General features: G+C 55.7%; 17 protein-coding genes. 6 read left to right on the top strand and 11 right to left on the bottom strand.

The window, feature by feature from the left end; translation table 11 throughout:
- Positions 1-23: 23 nt before the first annotated feature.
- The 5 genes from ACYVIT_RS20500 to ACYVIT_RS20520 all read right to left on the bottom strand — a co-directional run bounded on the left by ACYVIT_RS20500 (position 24) and on the right by ACYVIT_RS20520 (position 4,520).
- Positions 24-938, bottom strand: coding sequence for a LysR family transcriptional regulator (locus tag ACYVIT_RS20500; protein WP_415804319.1), 915 nt, complete (start codon positions 936-938; stop codon positions 24-26).
- Positions 939-1,223: 285 nt separating this feature from the next.
- Positions 1,224-2,213, bottom strand: coding sequence for an NADPH:quinone reductase (locus ACYVIT_RS20505; protein ID WP_415804320.1), 990 nt, complete (start codon positions 2,211-2,213; stop codon positions 1,224-1,226).
- Between the two features lie 66 nt (positions 2,214-2,279).
- On the bottom strand, positions 2,280-2,810 hold the full coding sequence (locus ACYVIT_RS20510; protein ID WP_415804321.1) for a cupin domain-containing protein: 531 nt from the start codon (positions 2,808-2,810) through the stop codon (positions 2,280-2,282).
- Between the two features lie 154 nt (positions 2,811-2,964).
- The gene (locus ACYVIT_RS20515; RefSeq protein ID WP_415804322.1) at positions 2,965-3,558 is read right to left on the bottom strand and encodes a cupin domain-containing protein; all 594 of its coding nucleotides are present in this window, start codon (positions 3,556-3,558) and stop codon (positions 2,965-2,967) included.
- Positions 3,559-3,923: 365 nt separating this feature from the next.
- Positions 3,924-4,520 carry a TetR/AcrR family transcriptional regulator gene (locus ACYVIT_RS20520; RefSeq protein WP_415804323.1) on the bottom strand — a complete coding sequence of 199 codons (597 nt, stop codon included), beginning with the start codon at positions 4,518-4,520 and terminating at the stop codon, positions 3,924-3,926.
- Between the two features lie 311 nt (positions 4,521-4,831).
- Here ACYVIT_RS20520 and ACYVIT_RS20525 point away from each other — a divergent pair, with 311 nt between their 5' ends.
- Positions 4,832-5,797, top strand: coding sequence for a LysR family transcriptional regulator (locus ACYVIT_RS20525; RefSeq protein WP_415804324.1), 966 nt, complete (start codon positions 4,832-4,834; stop codon positions 5,795-5,797).
- Between the two features lie 187 nt (positions 5,798-5,984).
- Here ACYVIT_RS20525 and ACYVIT_RS20530 read toward each other — a convergent pair whose 3' ends face one another.
- The 3 genes from ACYVIT_RS20530 to ACYVIT_RS20540 form a co-directional block, all read right to left on the bottom strand.
- Positions 5,985-7,355, bottom strand: coding sequence for a lactonase family protein (locus tag ACYVIT_RS20530; RefSeq protein WP_415804325.1), 1,371 nt, complete (start codon positions 7,353-7,355; stop codon positions 5,985-5,987).
- Between the two features lie 65 nt (positions 7,356-7,420).
- Positions 7,421-8,347 (bottom strand): SDR family oxidoreductase, encoded by a 927-nt coding sequence (locus tag ACYVIT_RS20535; RefSeq protein WP_415804326.1) that lies wholly within the window; start codon positions 8,345-8,347, stop codon positions 7,421-7,423.
- A gap of 34 nt (positions 8,348-8,381) precedes the next feature.
- Positions 8,382-9,143: an SDR family oxidoreductase gene (locus tag ACYVIT_RS20540; RefSeq protein WP_415804327.1), complete on the bottom strand. Its 762-nt coding sequence runs from the start codon at positions 9,141-9,143 to the stop codon at positions 8,382-8,384.
- Between the two features lie 118 nt (positions 9,144-9,261).
- Between ACYVIT_RS20540 and ACYVIT_RS20545 the strand changes: the two genes are divergently transcribed.
- Positions 9,262-10,500, top strand: coding sequence for a zinc-dependent alcohol dehydrogenase family protein (locus ACYVIT_RS20545; RefSeq protein WP_415804328.1), 1,239 nt, complete (start codon positions 9,262-9,264; stop codon positions 10,498-10,500).
- 293 nt (positions 10,501-10,793) lie between these two features.
- Here ACYVIT_RS20545 and ACYVIT_RS20550 read toward each other — a convergent pair whose 3' ends face one another.
- Positions 10,794-11,453 (bottom strand): glutathione S-transferase family protein, encoded by a 660-nt coding sequence (locus ACYVIT_RS20550; protein ID WP_415804329.1) that lies wholly within the window; start codon positions 11,451-11,453, stop codon positions 10,794-10,796.
- Between the two features lie 225 nt (positions 11,454-11,678).
- On the opposite strand from ACYVIT_RS20550, the gene ACYVIT_RS20555 reads away from it, so the two are divergent.
- From ACYVIT_RS20555 to ACYVIT_RS20570, 4 genes are all read left to right on the top strand, one after another.
- Complete coding sequence (locus tag ACYVIT_RS20555) at positions 11,679-12,566, top strand: LysR family transcriptional regulator (RefSeq protein ID WP_415804330.1); 888 nt, start codon at positions 11,679-11,681, stop codon at positions 12,564-12,566.
- Positions 12,567-12,689: 123 nt separating this feature from the next.
- Complete coding sequence (locus tag ACYVIT_RS20560; protein ID WP_415804331.1) at positions 12,690-13,307, top strand: TetR/AcrR family transcriptional regulator; 618 nt, start codon at positions 12,690-12,692, stop codon at positions 13,305-13,307.
- A 62-nt stretch (positions 13,308-13,369) separates the two neighbouring features.
- A complete protein-coding gene (locus tag ACYVIT_RS20565; RefSeq protein ID WP_415804332.1) occupies positions 13,370-14,281 on the top strand; it encodes a DMT family transporter in 912 nt (303 codons plus the stop codon).
- A 21-nt stretch (positions 14,282-14,302) separates the two neighbouring features.
- On the top strand, positions 14,303-15,010 hold the full coding sequence (locus ACYVIT_RS20570) for an alpha/beta fold hydrolase (protein ID WP_415804333.1): 708 nt from the start codon (positions 14,303-14,305) through the stop codon (positions 15,008-15,010).
- Positions 15,011-15,327: 317 nt separating this feature from the next.
- Here the strand turns inward: ACYVIT_RS20570 and ACYVIT_RS20575 are convergent, their stop codons facing one another.
- Both ACYVIT_RS20575 and ACYVIT_RS20580 read right to left on the bottom strand, forming a co-directional pair.
- A complete protein-coding gene (locus tag ACYVIT_RS20575; protein ID WP_415804334.1) occupies positions 15,328-15,612 on the bottom strand; it encodes a DUF1330 domain-containing protein in 285 nt (94 codons plus the stop codon).
- Between the two features lie 135 nt (positions 15,613-15,747).
- Positions 15,748-16,938 carry an L-dopachrome tautomerase-related protein gene (locus ACYVIT_RS20580; protein WP_415804335.1) on the bottom strand — a complete coding sequence of 397 codons (1,191 nt, stop codon included), beginning with the start codon at positions 16,936-16,938 and terminating at the stop codon, positions 15,748-15,750.
- Between the last annotated feature and the right edge of the window lie 196 nt (positions 16,939-17,134).

Raw genomic sequence — 17,134 nt, forward strand, 5'->3', positions numbered from 1 at the left:
TAACGATTGGAGAATTTTTAGGTTTAGGCCTCGAACCAATCGCCATGCAACTGTGGAAAGTGTTCTGCGACCCAATCAATAAACACGCGCACCTGAGGTGCCAGATGGACTTTACTCGGGTACAACACCGACACAGGGCGTGAACGCGGTCGGCATTGTGGCAAAACCTCTACCAACGAACCGCTCATAAGGTGGTGATCAACGCTAATACCGAGCGCTTGCATAATGCCAAAGCCGGCTAATCCAGCTTCTACATATGCGTTCGAATCGTTCACCAGAATCCCTGAGCGAAGGTTGAAAATTTTCTCTTCGCCATCAATCAAGAAACGCCAATCCATCGACTTACGTGCGTTTCCCGAAAAGTAATTCACTCCATGGTGCCGAGATAGATCCTCAAGGCTCTCGGGATGGCCATACTCGCGCAGGTAGTCCGGCGCGGCACACGTGACCATGGCCGCCGTGCCTATGCGGCGGCCGATCATGCTTGAGTTTGGCAACTCTCCGATCCGTACCACGCAATCGACACCCTCGGCGACCAAGTCGAGCGTCCGATCAGTTACGCCCAGAACCAGCGAGATATCGGGGTAAGCCCGCTTGAATTCACGCAGGCTTGCCATGAAGCGCGGCTGAGCCAGGGCGACTGGCAGATCGACTCGCAAGCGCCCTCGGGCGTTCTCGCCGTTGGTGGAAAAGAGTGATGTAGCTTCAGAAATATTGCCGAGAATCTCGGTGACGCGCTCATAAAAGACTTCGCCCTCGGCCGTGAGATTCACCTTTCGAGTCGTGCGCTGAACCAATCTCACGCCTAGCGCTGCTTCCAGATCCTGAATTGCGTGCGTGACCTGGGGCCGGCCAATTTGCGCTGCGTCAGCAGTTTTGGTAAAGCTGCCTAGCTCCGCCAGTGTGGCAAAGATCTGCATTGTCTGAAGTAATTCCATGAAGCCTCCGATACTGCCGACGGAAACTGCGACGGAAATGAACGCAATTAGCACGGCAGCGGTCGCGATATTATCGCCCTGCTAAGTTTTATATCACCAATAGTCTTGAATGAACGAGCAGAATACCTATAAGCCATTTCGCCCCCAACACTCACGAGGAGGTTCGTCATGAATACCGTATTCAAGACTGTTGTTAGCAGTTCGCCTACAGCGCCGGTCCCGGCAGGTCGCGCAGCGCGGAACGTGCGTAATGACGTCCACGCCTTTTGGAAGAGCGCAGATCGATCAATCGATCTGCAGGACAACATGGCCGTGCACCCGGCGCTGTTCGACCGCGCGGTGGGCTTCAGCGATTTCCTCCAGACTAAAAGTGTCCACCACAGGCACATTCAACAAGCCTTTCCCTAGCCAAATGTTGATGCGTTGAGCAGCCTCCTGGCGTACGCTCTCGGGAAGGAGGTAGACCGAGCGGAAATGCATTGTCACGCCAGTGAGCATCAATTGCTGGATGCTGATAGCAGGCTTCATCTGACCAGCAGAACCATATACATAGATTTCTCCTTCCGGCCGGATCACACTCAAGTCGAACTCGAAATTGCTTCCCCATTCAACCTCGATGATCCGATCTATACCGCGTGGGCCTACCAGTGCTTCGATCTGCTTCTCACGGTCATCATCCCTATAGCCAATCACATGATCAGCGCCCGCCTCATGTACATGCTGTGCACGCTGCGGATCACCGACTAGACCGATCACGCGCTTCGCTCCCAACAATTTGGCCATCTGGACTGCGAGTCTACCGACGTTGCCGCTCGCGCCATTGACAAGGACATTGGCGTCTGCGATGGGGGTGCCACAAGTCACGGCGCGGTAAGCAGTCATCGCGGGAATGCCGAGCGACGCACCCATTGCGAAGTGCGAGCGCGAAGGTAACTCGGCAACTTGGCCAACGGGCAACGTGACAAATTGAGCCGCAGTGCCAAGTTGCCTACGGAACTGCGCATTCCAAACCCACACGCGTTTGCCGAGCCAACTCTTATCGACGCCCTCGCCCACCTCGCTAACGATCCCAGCGCCATCACTATGCGGCACGATAAACTCATAAGGCATGGTGTTCATGACCACGCCCGCACGATTCTTGACGTCTGATGGATTGACTCCCGATGCCTTGACGGCGATCAGTAGCTCACCAGCAGCAGGTTTGACTGGTGCGAACTGCTCAATGGCAAACACCTCATGCGCGGCACCAAACTTACGATAGACGGCAGCTTTCATTTTTTACCTAGTGTACTGTGAACGATTCAACAAGCGCATTCGCTATTGAGCGCGTTGTTCCCATTCTTAAAGCTCAGGCTTTCGTGCATCAATCAGCACGGCAACCATCCGGCACTTTTCGTTTCCCCGCACGCTCCATGCGTGTCGTGTACCACGCTGAATCAACACATCGCCAGCCTGGAGCACAGTCTCCGAGTCGTCTAGGATTGCCACGATCTCGCCTTCGAGCACAATGATGTAGTCGAGCGTATGCGTCTGGTGCATCAATTCATGACGTTGCGCGTCCGTATCAATCGCGGCCCTCCCTGAGTCTCCCATTGCACCGAATACCTCACTTCCCACCACTTTCCCTTGCCAGACGCTGTCGGGAGGAAACTCCAAATACCGTAGCAACGTGCCGCATGGAGGTGGCTCCAACTCAAGCGGCCCTGCGCACAAATCGTCCTCCTGCGAAAGGCTTGCCGGCGTCGAGTCGGTTTTCCAAAGTTCGGTGACGTGAAACGTTGGCAACGCTGATGTAATCGGCACTACGCTATCGGATCGACTGACTCCAGTAATTACGCGTCTGATGAGTAAATCACCAATGTCCCATGCCATGATCAATCTCCTTTGTTCTAGTAAGTGGGCACCGCGTAGTCGAGGTACAGGGGTCGGTGGGGTCTCTGCCCGGTCGATCCGTGCAGTCACATGTCTGGCGCTCGTAATCGAACGGATTCAAGGGCGGCAAGGACGTAATTCAGTCGAACGGCGCTTAGTTTTTGAGAAAGCTGAACCCAATCGTTTCCATCTTCCCAACGATTTCCTCGCCGAACTCGTCTTTGAACTTCTCTGACTCACTGGGAGCGAACCCAATGTCGTTATAGTCCGACTCATTCTTGCCTGTGATCAACACCAACAGATAGGCAGTCTCGTCGCCAATGTTGGTGAAGTCTCTGCATACCGCTTTAGGCACGCGGATCATGTCAAACGGGTTGAGCACGATCTCATGCTCGCCCTCGTCGCCCCACCGAATACGGAATTGTCCTTGGAGGCAAAAGAAATGCTCCACAGTGTGGAAATGCGCATGCAGCATTGGCTTATCGCCAGGGGGACATTCGGCGATGATGACGGAGAGATTCTCCGTAGCTTCGATGATTGGCCGCGCAGACATAGGACCGGCCTTTTGAGACGGTGCCATTAAGGTGTAGAGCGTGCGTGCGGTCACCGCCTGATATGCCGCGTCAGGAATGCCCTGATCCTTGGAATAAAACTCGCTCTGTGGCCGCAAAGCACTAAATCGGGCAACAAACTTTTCCATCTCGGCAGGAGAAAGCGTTTTAGTAGGCGGCAAATTATTCTGCTTCATAGTCTCATCCAAAAGTAGCGTTAACTGCGGGTCGTACACTCATTCGACAATGAAACTTTAAGAATCAGACATCGATATGTAAAATACATATTTCGCATTGCATTGATGTTTTAAAAGCATGCTTTTGATGCAGGTCGAGTTGATGCTGATCGGCATCTGCCGCATCTTTAGATATGAGGGAATGCGCCAAACGCTAGCGGTTACCGCGACTCGCAAGCTCAGCGAGCGAGAGGGCCAGCGGCGCCGATTGGATTTCCGGCTCGGCGTCATCTCGGCAGATCTCTTTGCTCGACCCGAAGCGCTGGCTTGCGCAGTCAGAAGCAAATCTGCTTTCTACATGGTGGGCTTCTGGATATATGCGCCAGTTAGGGCGATCCGTTGCGTCCGGGTAGCATCAGCAACCCGATCACAAGGTCTGCCATCTCGCGCAGGCGCTTCTCGTCCTGGTAAACCCGCTCGAGTACGACCAGCCCTCGCGTCATGGCGACGATCATTCGAGCCGCTTTGCGCGGCGATGTCGTCAGCCTGCTTTTAGCGTCCGCACGAGTGAAACGTTCATGGAGTGCGCGCTCGATCTCATTTAACATTTCTTCAATCACGGCGCGCACGGACTGATTCATGTCTTCGGTTCCCACCGCGGTTTTGGTGCTCAGGCACCCTCGGCTGGGATTGCCGGTCGTCATGGAGCTAATCGCAAAGTTAAAGAAATCCCGAACTGCCGTTTCCAGGTCGGAATGATTCAACGCCTCACGCATTTGACCGACGTAGCGATCGCGGTACACCTCGAAAACCTTCAGGAACAACGCTTCTTTGTCGCCATATGCGTGATATAGCGACCCCCGTTGAACACCGGTCTCTTGTGCTAACTCCTGCATCGTCGTACGAGCGTATCCCTGTCTCCAGAACAAGGCCAACGCCTTGTCAAAGGCTTCGCTCTCATCAAACTGACGCACTCCAGCCATATAAGTACTCCATTCGCTCCATTGCGGTGCTGCACCAGGCAGCGAGAGTAGTGGATCATTTTTTTGACATTTATGTCAAAAAAATGCTAACCCACCTTCTTGCCTGCTTGAGGCGAACTGCTCCCCAAAGCCATGGGGCGCTTATGGATCGAGTACCTTCGCCAGCGTGCGACTCAGCGCGAGCTAATGGCTAGCTTATCGTCAAGAACGGCTTAGTAATATATAAAATACATATTCATGACATTAATTATGTAATTAGGTTATGGTTCAACCGGGCTCCTTGAACGGCCATTTTTTATCGGAAACATCTAATGGACCTACGCCAGCTCCAGTACTTTCTCGCGGTCGCTGAGACACTTAACGTCAGCCGCGCAGCTACCAAGGTCTGGATTTCGCAACCGGCCCTGTCGAGGCAGATACAACTGCTCGAAGACGAATTGCAGGTTTCGCTTTTTGAGCGTAAAGCCCGCGGCATGGCGCTCACCGAGGCCGGCCAGATGTTGAGGCAGCGAGCGTTTGCCGTGATGAAGGACATTACGGCCATCAAGGAGGACATGAGCTCGCAGGCATTAGAGCCTACCGGCACAGTGACTATAGGAGTGCCATCTAGCCTGCGTGGCATGCTCACAAAGCGGATGGCCGCTCGTTATGCCAGTGCGTTTCCCAAAGTGCTTCTGCGCATCCATGAAGGTTCCTCGCGCGACATTCGCGACAGCGTCGCCTCCGGTAAGACAGATATTGCGATTTTTTCCACTGAGGAACCTTTTAGCCAATTCCATTGCACGCCGTTATTGACTGAGAAGCTACTGGCCATCATGCCTACGAATGCGGGCTTGAGTCTGGATCGCCCTGTAGATATGCGCACACTATGTCGCTCTCCCCTGATACTGACCTCTTACCCTAATAGTCTGCGCAAGCTCATCGAAAAAGCTGCGGCGAAAGCCGGCGTGGATATTAAAGTATGTATGGAAGTCGACATGTCTGCTTTGATGCTCGACCTTGTCGCGGAGGGTCTTGGGTGTGCCGTGTTGCCCTACTGTGCCGTACACGATCTCCTGCGCGCTAAACAGATCTCTGCAGCACCAGTAAAAGGTTTGACTATCTCGTGGATTGTGGCTTACTCGCGCGAACGTACGCTTTCCAATGCTGCACAGCATCTGCTTACGATGGTGATATCCCAAGCACAGCGACTGGTCGAGGATGGGCAATGGCCAACTGCTATCGCACTGCCACAGTCTTCCGTAAAAAAGGCTAGTCGGTCCCAAGGCGATGGCTAGCTCAATAATCGACTCTGATAAGGAGGATGCGATTCGGTTTCAGATTCGCAGGGCTCAAGACGGAGGCGCATTGACGAGCTTCGGTCGCGGCGGACGCTGCAGCGTCCGCAATGCCGCAATACTCAGTGCTCTAGTCACTATAGTGCTTATCTAACGACTGAGTCCTTTCAGCATGCCCCCCGATGATTTAGCGCGCCAGGACGATGGAGTGCGGCCCGCGCGTCACCGGCACGTTATGCACCGTGCGCACAAGCAGGGGATGTGGATTGAGTGGATCGCGATCGACACGCCAGAAATCGATGCTACCACCTGCCCGGTTATCGTCGAAGTGATCGAAATTCGCTACAGCTAGGTAACGGCTAGAGTTATCGAACACTGCTGACTCCGGAAGAATGCCATCAAATGGGTAGTCGGCAACATGCTGCAATTGTCCGCTGGCCAAATCGAAACGCAGCAGAGAGAGCGAAGCATGCCAGGTTATCCTGGAATCGTCATAGGGTAGGAAGCTGCGCTCAAGATTGGTGGTCACCACGAGCTGGCCGTCGGGACTGATTGTCAGGCCTTCCGGCGAGACACCGGTCTCGGCGACGCCAACTAGTGCATGCTGCACGACTGTACGACCCTGCAGGTCCGTCGCTGACTTGTCGGCGAACCGTATGCTTGCTACGCTGCCGCGCGGCGCCTCGGTCCAGAAGCCACCAACATCCGGCCCCCATTGCAAGTTATTGGCCAGCACATATTTTCCGCCCGGGGTCCACACGATCTTGAAAGGATACTTACCTACCTGCACGGACCCACCCCAGGGTTGCAGACTGATTTCATCGCCCTGGCGCTGCACTCGCGCAAATGCAATGCGGCCGGCATCGCTTAGCGCCGCGGCGATGAAACGTCCGGAAGGATGCCAGCTTACGTGCGTGATGCGCGTGTCCTTGTCGACACCTGGTAGAAGCTGATAACTCGGAGTGCCGAAGCGTCCTTCACGAAACGGGATAAATGCCACGCCGCGCCCGTCACGCGGATGCAATCCCACTGCCAGCATGTCGCCTGCGGGATTGATCTCCACCGTTTCCAAGCGCTTGCCCACCTCAAGCTTCTCAAGCACACGCGGCGTTTTGGGATTAGCGATATCAACTAACGTAAGCGTCATGCCCGCCGGCAAATCGGAAAAGCGTTGTGCTTGCTGTTCAGCTTGCTTGAAAGTCTCGACAACGAAGGCATAGCGGCCATCTGGCGAGATGGCTACAGCGCTTGGGGCACCGGCAACCGAGTTGCTAACCTCGGTCTCGTAGGCGCGCAAGGTGCGCACGTCGATTACGCGATCACCCTCGGTCAGCGGAATCACGGAAATCGCGTCGCGCCCCTCACGCGGGCCGAGCACGCCGTCTACGTAGGCCGAAGCTAGCATATCCGCATCCGATATGGAGACGAGCACACGCCCTTGAAAGTCCATCGGTGCGTTGCGTGGCGCCGTTTGGGCGCCTGCAGACGCCATGGAGGCTACCGTCCAGAAAATCGCGGCTAGCCTGAATAGTCGCGAGTTGAATTTTGCAGAATTCATATTGAAATCTTGAGTTTGCGATCTACGCCTCGCCAACCACCACTTTCAAATGTGTCGATCCGAACTTATGCACCATGGACGCCTCCGGCGGAAGATGAGACTTGACGGGGCGACAAGAGATCGGCCAGGTTGATGCGGCGCAGGAATTCCGCGCGAATGCGGCCTGCAACCCTATCCACCACTTCGCACCCGTCGTCAGACGGATCTACATGAACACGGAATGGGCGGTGGCCGTATGGACATCCGACGATATTAACGATGGCCTGCGCCACCATGGAAACGTCGGCATCCGCGGGCTCGCAATTGGCCAATCCCGTCAGGATTTCCTGCTCAAAGCCTGCGTAAGCGCCTTCCGAGTACTCCCGCTCACGCGCCGTGTCAGCAGGGCGGCCGCTATGTGCGAAATGATTGGTGCCTTTCGTGAAGGCGCCCGGCACCATAATGGAGGTTTCGATGCCCCAGCGGGCCAATTCGCCGGCATAACTGACAGCCACGGCATCCATCGCGGCCTTGGCAGCGAAATACGGTGCCAAGTAAGGGGGAGTACCACCGTTGTGGCTGCTACTACCGACCCACAGCACCAATCCTTGGCCCTGCTTGCGTAGATGGGGTAGTGCAGCGCGGTTCACACGCTGAGTGCCCAGCACGTTGACGTCATAGAGATAGGCAAATTGTTCGGGGGTAAATGCTTCTGCAGGCCCGAACACCATGTGCCCGGCATTGTGGATCAGCACATCGATCCGCCCTTGGGCCGCGATGACTTGATCCACGGCAGCCTGCACGGATGTTTCTGATTGCACGTCCAGTTCAATCGCATGCAGCTTCACCTGGTGCGTGGCGGCATAGTTCAGCGACGCCTCGACTTGTGGCGCGTTTCTTCCGAGCGTTTCGCGCATCCCCGCATAGACGGTATGGCCCGCCAATGCGAGTGCTCTCGCGCTAAGCGCGCCGAAGCCGCTTGATGCTCCGGTGATCAATATGGTCTGACTCATCGTTTTCTCCAACAAAGTGAAAAAATGCGTCTACTTAGGCGAAGCCGCCGTTAGCGCGCACGACCTGGGCATTGACCCAATCGCCATCCGCACTTAAGAGAAACGACACCACGCGGGCGATATCGTCGGGTTGCCCCAAACGCTCGAGAGGCACCATTTTTGTCATCTGCGCGATCTGTTCTTCGGTCTTGCCTTCCATAAACAACTCAGTCGCAACCGGCCCCGGCGCAACTGCATTGACTGTGATGCTCCGGCCACGAAGTTCGTTTGCCAACACACGCACAAGGCCTTCTACCCCCGCCTTGGATGCGATGTAGGCCCCGTAGTTGGGAAAGGATTTGGCGATCACGCTTGTCGACACGGCAACGATGCGCCCACCGGCCTGCAAGTGCTGAGCGGCATGACCTAGTACCAAGAATGCGCCCCGCAAGTTAGTAGAAATGGTGCGGTCGAAAGCTTCGATGCTTTCAGGAGCAATCGGCGCCAACGGCATTATTCCGGCGCTGTGTACGACCGCGCCAATGGTTCCGAAGGTTTCAAGCGCCGTGGCAAAAAGCCGCTGCACATCTTCAGCTTTGGATACATCCGCCTGCGCGGCGATAGCCTGCCCCCCTGCGGCATGGATAGCAGCGACAACCTCCTCTGCCTTGGCGGCATTACCCGAATAATTGACGACGATCTTGAAACCATCGGCGGCCAGGCGTAGAGAAATGGAGCGACCTATGCCTCTGGATGCCCCGGTAACAATGGCAGTTCGAACGATCGATGGTGCTGAAGCGGAGGTACTGATATTCATGATGATTTCCCTCAAGGAGGCGGGTGAGAGCGTCGAACCATAATGACACTTGACCCACCATGATTAAACAGGGCGAAATTGGCTTACTAATTCAAAAATCATCAACAATACGGCTGTTGTGGACCGTTTTGATGCTTTACAGCTCTGCACTCGCATCGTGGAACTTGGCAACCTTACCGAGGCCGCAGGCGAACCAGTCTCAATTTATTGTTTCTCTTCCAGGCAACAGTTTGGCTTGAAATTTGGTATTTATTGCGACGCCCTTGATGTGGAGAATGATGATCTTCGCCGGGATCTATCCATCTCGGAACATCCCCTTTTCTCGCACTCTGATAGGCACAACATGAAGGCTTGGCTCCTCAAAGACTTTGGTCTCGAAAATCTACAACTCGACGACGTCCCGACTCCGGTACCTTCGGCCGGTGAATTACTAGTTAAAGTCGGTGCCGTATCGCTGAACTACCGCGATAAGGCTATTGTCGATGGACTCTACGAGCCGGCCATGATTCCCAAACCCTTGATTCCCGTCAGCGACGCCGCCGGTACGGTTGTCGCCACAGGCACGGGCGTGAGTCGCTTTAAGGTAGGCGACCGTGTCAACTCGACCCTGTATTCCCGATGGATTGACGGTGCTCCCGGTCCCAATGAACCAGACTACTGTTTTGGTGCGCCTCTACCCGGCGGACTTGCGGAGTACATGATCATCCATGAAGAAAGTGCTGTGCGAGCGCCAGACAGTATGTCCGATGTCGAAGCATCTACCCTTCCGATCGCTGCGCTGACCGCTTGGTTCTCTCTGATGGAGTTTGGCAAGCTTCAGCCTGACCAAACAGTACTGCTCCAGGGCACAGGCGGTGTGTCCATTTTTGCCGCGCAAATTGCCGCCGCGCTTGGTGCACGCGTCATCGCTACATCGAGTCGTGATGAAAACTTGGCGAAGATTAAGCTTCTTGGCGCTCATGAGGGTATCAACTACAGACAGCGACCCGACTGGGATAAAGCCGTTCTCGAACTGACTGATGGCAAGGGCGTTGATCTGCTCCTTGACGTCGCAGGCGGAAATGGCCTGAATCAGTCTGTAGCGGCAACGAAAGCCGGTGGCCTCATTGCTCAAATCGGCTTCCTGAGCGGCCTACAAGCTACCTTGGATGTCATACCCCTACTGTTTCGCCAAACGACGATACGGGGTATCGCGGTGGGGCACAGAGCTTCGTTCGAACGCATGAATGTGTTCCTGAACCAGCACGGCATCACGCCGGTTATTGACCAGGTTTACTCGTTCGGCGAGGCGTGTCAGGCATATGCACATCTGGCACGTGGCCCGTTTGGCAAGGTCGTTATTAAGGTTGCGGAATGAAAGGGAGATCGGTCGCTATCGTCATTCACGAAGATGTACAGGCCTTGGATGTCGCCGGGGAGGCCGATACTTTTCATTGACTTCGCCTCATTCCCCTGTACAAACACTGTAAACCGCCAACTCAAAATCCCCCACAAGGCGTGCCAGTTCAATCCCGGCCCCCGGGCACCAGCAATAGAAAAAGCCGCCACTGCATCGCAGAGCGGCTTTTTTGCTCCATAGGGCGTCGACTAACTCCACCCTCGGTGGTCCCAGAGTTTCTCGACGGGCCCTCAATTTTTACAGCACATGCTTCAGCCCACGGCGTTAAGTACACCTGTCATGCGTTGCTCAACTTCATCCCTCGTAGCGGCCCACGCCGGCACGGTTTGCAATAGCCGCTCCTGCCAGGCAATGAGGTTGGGGAACTCGTCGAACGGCGCTCCAGTTCGCTTGTACTGCGAGAATGGCGCAGCGATGTCGATATCGGCAAGGGTCAACGCATCGCCGACAATGAAGCTTCGTTTCTCTAGGTGTGCATTCAGGACAGCGGCGGCATTGCGGATGTTCGTCGTAAGCAAATCCACGATGGCATCGGTCCGAGGCTTGCCCATGAGCGTCGCGCCCGCCCATTCGTTAAAGAGCAGGGTTGAAAAGACCCGCCATTGCTCACCGGACCAGAACATCCATTGCAGCACTTCCCACCGTTCTGTATGAGTGCGGCCAAGCAGGTCGGAGTTCGCTTTTTCGGCGAGATAAAGATTAATGGCAGAGGCTTCCCAGATAACCGTATCGCCATCCTGAAGCACGGGAGTCAGTCCGTGCGGATTCAGCTGCAAAAATTCAGGGGTATGACTTTCGCCCTTGAACAAATCGACATTCATCCGTTGGATGTCGACGCCCATGATCTTTGCAGCAGTCGTTACACGACGAAGGCTACCCGAGCCCGGGTCGCCGTAGATTTTAATGGTCATAGTTGCTCTCTCATGTAGATGCAGGGGGGTGATCAGCGCTGCAATTGGGGCTTCCCTCCCCCTCCTCGATAGAAAGCGAGGGCCAGCGGCGGGCTCGAGACGCCCCAGTCGTGCCATGTGACGGGGTTGTCGCATGGAGCAGGCTGTTAGCAAGGAGGCCATCGTAGACTGATTCTTCAAAGAAAATAATGCCCTAAAATTGCAGAACACTTATTTGGAAAGCAAATGACTGACCGATGGCTTGAAATCGAGGTTTTCACGCGCGTGGCCGAGTCGGGGAGCTTTTCTCGCGCGGCTCAGCAGCTTGAGCTGTCACAGCCCTCCGCCTCCAGAATCATCACGGGTTTGGAAGCACGGTTGGGCGTCAAGCTTCTGCTTCGCACGACCAGAAATGTGACCTTGACTGAGGCAGGCGCTGCATTTCTAGATAAAGCTCGCCAAGCGGTAGCCGATCTGGAGGAGGCCGAGGATGCGGTTCGGGGAATCGATTCTCTGCGCGGCACTATCCGCCTCGCGGTGCCTATTGTGTTCGGCACTCGGGCGATCATTCCCGCGCTAGCCAGCTTTCTGGAGCGCTATCCCGATCTGCGAGTCGAAATAACGATGCGAGATGAGCGTCAGAACCTCGTAGCCGCCGGCGTCGACATGGCCATCCGGATGGGCACCCTCGAAGACTCAACTTTCGGTGCCAAACAAATAGCGTCCGTGGAAAGATTATTAGTCGCTTCGCCGTCCTACCTGGCCAAGCGAGGCACACCTCGAGCGCCAGCAGAATTAACAAGCCACGATACGATCTTGCACGAACAAAGCTTCCCGGAAAAAAGCACGTTAAAGATGCTGAAAGGAGGAACGGCGCAGGTGGTGACTCTGCGTGGGAAAGTCAAGGTTGACGCGGCGCCAGGCGTCCTGGCTGCTGCATTGGCAGGCCTGGGGATAGCCAACGTCACCACAATCATGTCAGAACAAGAGCGGCGTGAAGGCAAGCTTGTACAGTTGCTACCCGACTACGAACTTGAGCCCTTGAAGGCGTTCGCTGTATTTCCGTCGGGCCCCAGACCGTCGACAAAGGTCCGCGCGCTGGTCAATCACCTCACATTCGCGCTGGCGAATTAGCTCACGATCACCGCAATGTCGTTGATGCGGCGATACGCAGTTGTTGGACGGATCTGCAAATCGAGTACTCGCTGATTGCAATTTACATTGCCATTTTTAAACTGATAAGTCTATAATTCGAAAATGGCTAATACGACCACCCTCTCCGACCGGCAGCGAGGTCGCCCCCGTGAGTTCGACGCCGACCAGGTTGTCGAACAGGCGATGCAGATCTTCTGGACGAAGGGCTATCAAGGCACATCTCTACCGGACCTCATGGAGGCAACCAGGCTATCCCGAGGAAGCCTATACGCCGCTTTCAACGACAAGCATGGCATTTTCTTGCTCGCCCTTGATCGTTACATCGCTCAATCACTCCAGCGCGTGGATGACGAACTCACCTCGGGCGTGAATGCCCTGGAGGGACTCAAAGCCTGCGTAGACGGCTATATCGCGCGCACCGACGGCGTTGCGGGCCAACGCGGCTGCTTGCTGGTGGCAACGGCCATGGAAATCGCGGCTTGGGATCAGGAGACGTCGACCCGGATTGCGCATTTTTTCGAATCAATGCGGGTTCGCATAAGCAAAGCCTTGTCGCGTGCTCAAAAAGAAGGACATTTGGGCGAGCATGTCAGCCCAGATGCGGCGGCTTATATGGTGGTTTGCTTTCTCGAGGGATTGCGTGTCGTTCGCAAGGTAAAGGGCGCACCCCACAAAGCCCGGGCTGCCGCGCAAACGCTTATTAGCTGCCTCGCAGCTTGATCACTGACGGTCATGACGCGAGGCATTCATTTTTGATTATTTTTGGACCGAATGGTTTTTAAATGAATTTAATTCACATCGCAGCGGCGCTACTTGTTCCGCTGCTGTGGGGGGCTCAGTATGTCGTCATCAAAGCCGGCCTTACTGTGCTGCCCCCGTTGCTCTTTGCCGGCCTGCGCTTTGCGGTAATCGCGGCGATCCTTATCCCATTCGCGGGTCGCATTCGGAAGTCGGAGATAAAGCCGATCTTTCTGATTTCTCTTTTCATGGGCGGCGTAAACTTCGCGGGCGCATTCATTGGCTTGACCGAGGCGCCAGCGGGCGTTGCCGGGATTACCAACCAGCTTTGGACCCCTTTTACCTTGGTGCTTGCATGGCCCATGCTGGGCGAGAAGCCCTCTGCTCGGGTGATACTCGGTGTCGGCATCGCCCTGTTTGGTGTCGCAATTGCGGTGGTCGATCCTGGGCTGAAAATCCCGGTCGTTCCGATGCTCTTTGTGCTTGCCTCTGCCGTCGGCCTGGCGATCGGAAACGTACTCGCCAAGAAATTCGGACCATTCGAGCCGGTGAGGCTTTTCGCCTGGATATCCTTTTTCACGGCATTTCAGCTTCTCGGGCTTTCGCTGATCATGGAGAGCCACCAGATGCAGGCGCTACAAAGCGCATCACGTTCTGAATGGCTGGCTTTCGCTTTCACGGTCCTGTTAGGGGGCATCGTCGCCTTCGTCACATGGCTTTGGCTAATCGCCCGGTTCTCAATGGCGCGCGTCGCCCCCTATGCATTGCTTCAATCCTTCTTCGCGATAGCCGCTGGCGTCATCTTCAGGCACGAGCCCGTCACCCTGTTGCTGATTCTGGGTGCCGTGATCTGTGTATCAGGAGTCGCGATCAGTCAGTGGTCCGCACCCTTTGGACGGCGTGCAAGAGATAAAGCCCGGCGCGCAACGCCGGATAGCGCCACGCAGCAGGTTTAACGCAAACAACAGGAATCAATCATGGCCAAATTTGTTCTAGTTCACGGGGCTTTCCAGGGCGGCTGGGTGTACGCAAGGGTGGCCCGCAAGCTTCGTGACGCAGGACACGACGTCTACACACCCACGCTGACTGGCCTGGGAGAACGCGCTCACCTGGCCGACCGGGCAATCAATCTGGACACGCACATTCAAGACATTGTGAACGTATTCAGGTGCGAGGATATCTCCGACGCAATACTATGCGGTCATTCGTATGGCGGACAAGTGATCACTGGCGTCGCGAATGAAATCGGTGAACGTATCCGCACGCTCTTCTACCTGGATGCCTATGCGCCCGACGACGGACAGTCTCTCATCGATATCACGGGCAACCAAACCGCACTGGCCTTTCTCTCGCAGGCAAATCGGAATGCCGGAATGATCCCCCCTATTCCGGCCGCAGCATTCAATGTGAATGACGCGGACGCCGCCTGGGTTGACAAAATGTCGGTGCCACAGCCGCTGGCCACGTTTGTACAGGGCGTGAAGGTAGGCGTCGATTCATTACAGGTAGCCAATCGCACTTATGTCTTTGCGACAAAAAATGGTGGCGATTGGTTTGCACAGACGCACGCTCGTCTGAAATCCGACCCCAGGTGGACTGTTCACGACATTGCGTGTGGGCATTCGATCATGCTGGATCGCCCCGATGAACTGGCGGCGTTGCTAGCGGCTGAAGCGACGAATTGAGAGGGACCCTCACACGCCACCTTTGGACCGGGTGGCGTGTGCCCTGAATGTGAACGCTAATCAGCCGTCCTTCAGGTAGCCGAACCTAGCTGGCGCGTCTCATGCCTGACTGATCGCGGATAAGAATGACGGCGGCCGCGTGACGCGGTCGCACTCAGGAATAGGTAATGGTTGAACATCCCGAACGGGCTGGAGCACGCTTATGTGGCGATATGGCGTGAATGCGTTAATGCTGCCCACAGACGTCTCTGCCAATGTCAGTCGACTGGAATGGCGAGGCGTTATGAGTTTTTAGCACCTCACGCCGCCTGTTCAATCTACATTCCCTGAACAATGAAGCCGCGATAACGCGCCCCTTTAAATCGGTGCTGTGCGGCCGCCTGGTAGGCCGGGCTGTGATACCAGTTACGGGCCGCATCTGTATCGGGGAACTCAAGAACGACCACACCCTCGATTGGAGGTCCCTCCAGCACCTCAATCTCGCCATAGCCTACTCGCACAGTGACGGGGTGTCCTTGTAGTTTGTCGGGAATCTTTGAATAAGTATCCAACGCCGTTTGATCGAGCGTCTCTTCTCTCGTGAAAATGATATAGGCTGACAATTCAATATCCTTTCGATGATATGGCCAAAGGTGTCGCCACTAGTAGAACGGCCGCAGGAGCAATGCAGGGCGAGTCCGTAATCGAGCCCTCAGAAAACGCTGCTTCCTTCCCCTTTCTCATGGTGGCCTCGGGTATCAGTGAGTTGGAGCCGGGGCGGCGTCGATTTTCACGCGCAGCAGGCTGTAGGGTTTATCGCGCAGATCCTCGCCATCATGGAAACCTGCCTGACGATGGAGTTGGTTGGCAACAAAGTACAAGTAACCGTCAGGCCCGATCGACAGCGTGTCCGGCCACAGGACCCGGGGATCATGAACGATGGTCTTCCAGCGTCCGTCAGCAAATCGTTTGCGGATGCTGTTGTGTTCATAATCACCGGCGTAGATGGCACCATTGGCGTCGGCTTCCAGGCCGTCGGAGGCTCCTTTTTCCCCCAGGTCTTTCACCGCGGCTGACAGTTGAGCCTCGCTGACGCTCGGGTCGCGCAGCAGCGCGGTAGACACAGAGTACAGGTGGCGACTGGACAAAGGACTGAAGTACAGCGTCTTGCCATCGGCGGACAACGCAATGCCGTCAGATGCCACGGTCAGCGTCTTCGGCTTGCCGTCCGGCCCCTTGGTGACCAGTGCTTGCTGCCCCTCGACCACAGGAATGAAATCCGGATCCGGAGAAGTCGATTTGGCGCCATTCAAGCGTCGTACAGCGTTGCCGCTGGCGATGTCCATAACGATGATGGCACCAGGACCGGAGACGGACGAGTCGGTGACGTATACAGTGCCCTCTTTGCCGACGCGAAAGTCAAAGCGCATGTCATTTACATAGGTGCTGGTCCGCATCACGTTAGCCGGAAACACCAGGGTTTTGACGACCTTGTTGCTGGCCAGATCCACTGCCACCAGTTTCGCGCCGCCTGGCTTCGGCGCCGCAAAGCCGGGGGCCGCGGTATCGAGCAGCCAGACGCGACCCTTGCCATCGGCGACCACGCTTTGCACGCTGATCAGGCCTTTGGCGGGATCGCTAGCATCCTCCCGGTTGAACGCGGCATCGGGATAAGGAAAGACCTGACCCTCACGGATTTCTCCGACCGTGAATGCAACGTCGTCGCCCCATTTCGGGAAATTGACAAAGAGGCGTCCGTTATCGGTGACGGTGATACCGGTGGGCATCGCGTCATGAAAGGCGAACACCTGATCGAGCTGGCCAATGGATTTATCTGCCGGCGCATCTGCAGGCAACGGCGTGGCTTCGGTGGCGAAGCTGGCTTGGCTTGCTGCTGCAATCGCCAAGGCGAGCAAGGATGATGAAAAAAAGCGAGACGTCAAGGACATGAGCGGCCTCCTGGGCCTGCAGTAATAGGTTATTCAAGTAATTAGCGTGGCGAACGGTCAAAGACCGGCGACAGCTCGGCCACGCTGTATTCCCGGGCCAGCGCCTCGTCCTTCGACGGCAACGAGATTAACTGGCTATCCTATGTTCGATCAGGGTAGAGGTCGCAACGATCGCGAGGGACAGCGCGCAAGAAAG

The sequence above is a fragment of the Bordetella muralis genome, from assembly GCF_054781015.1.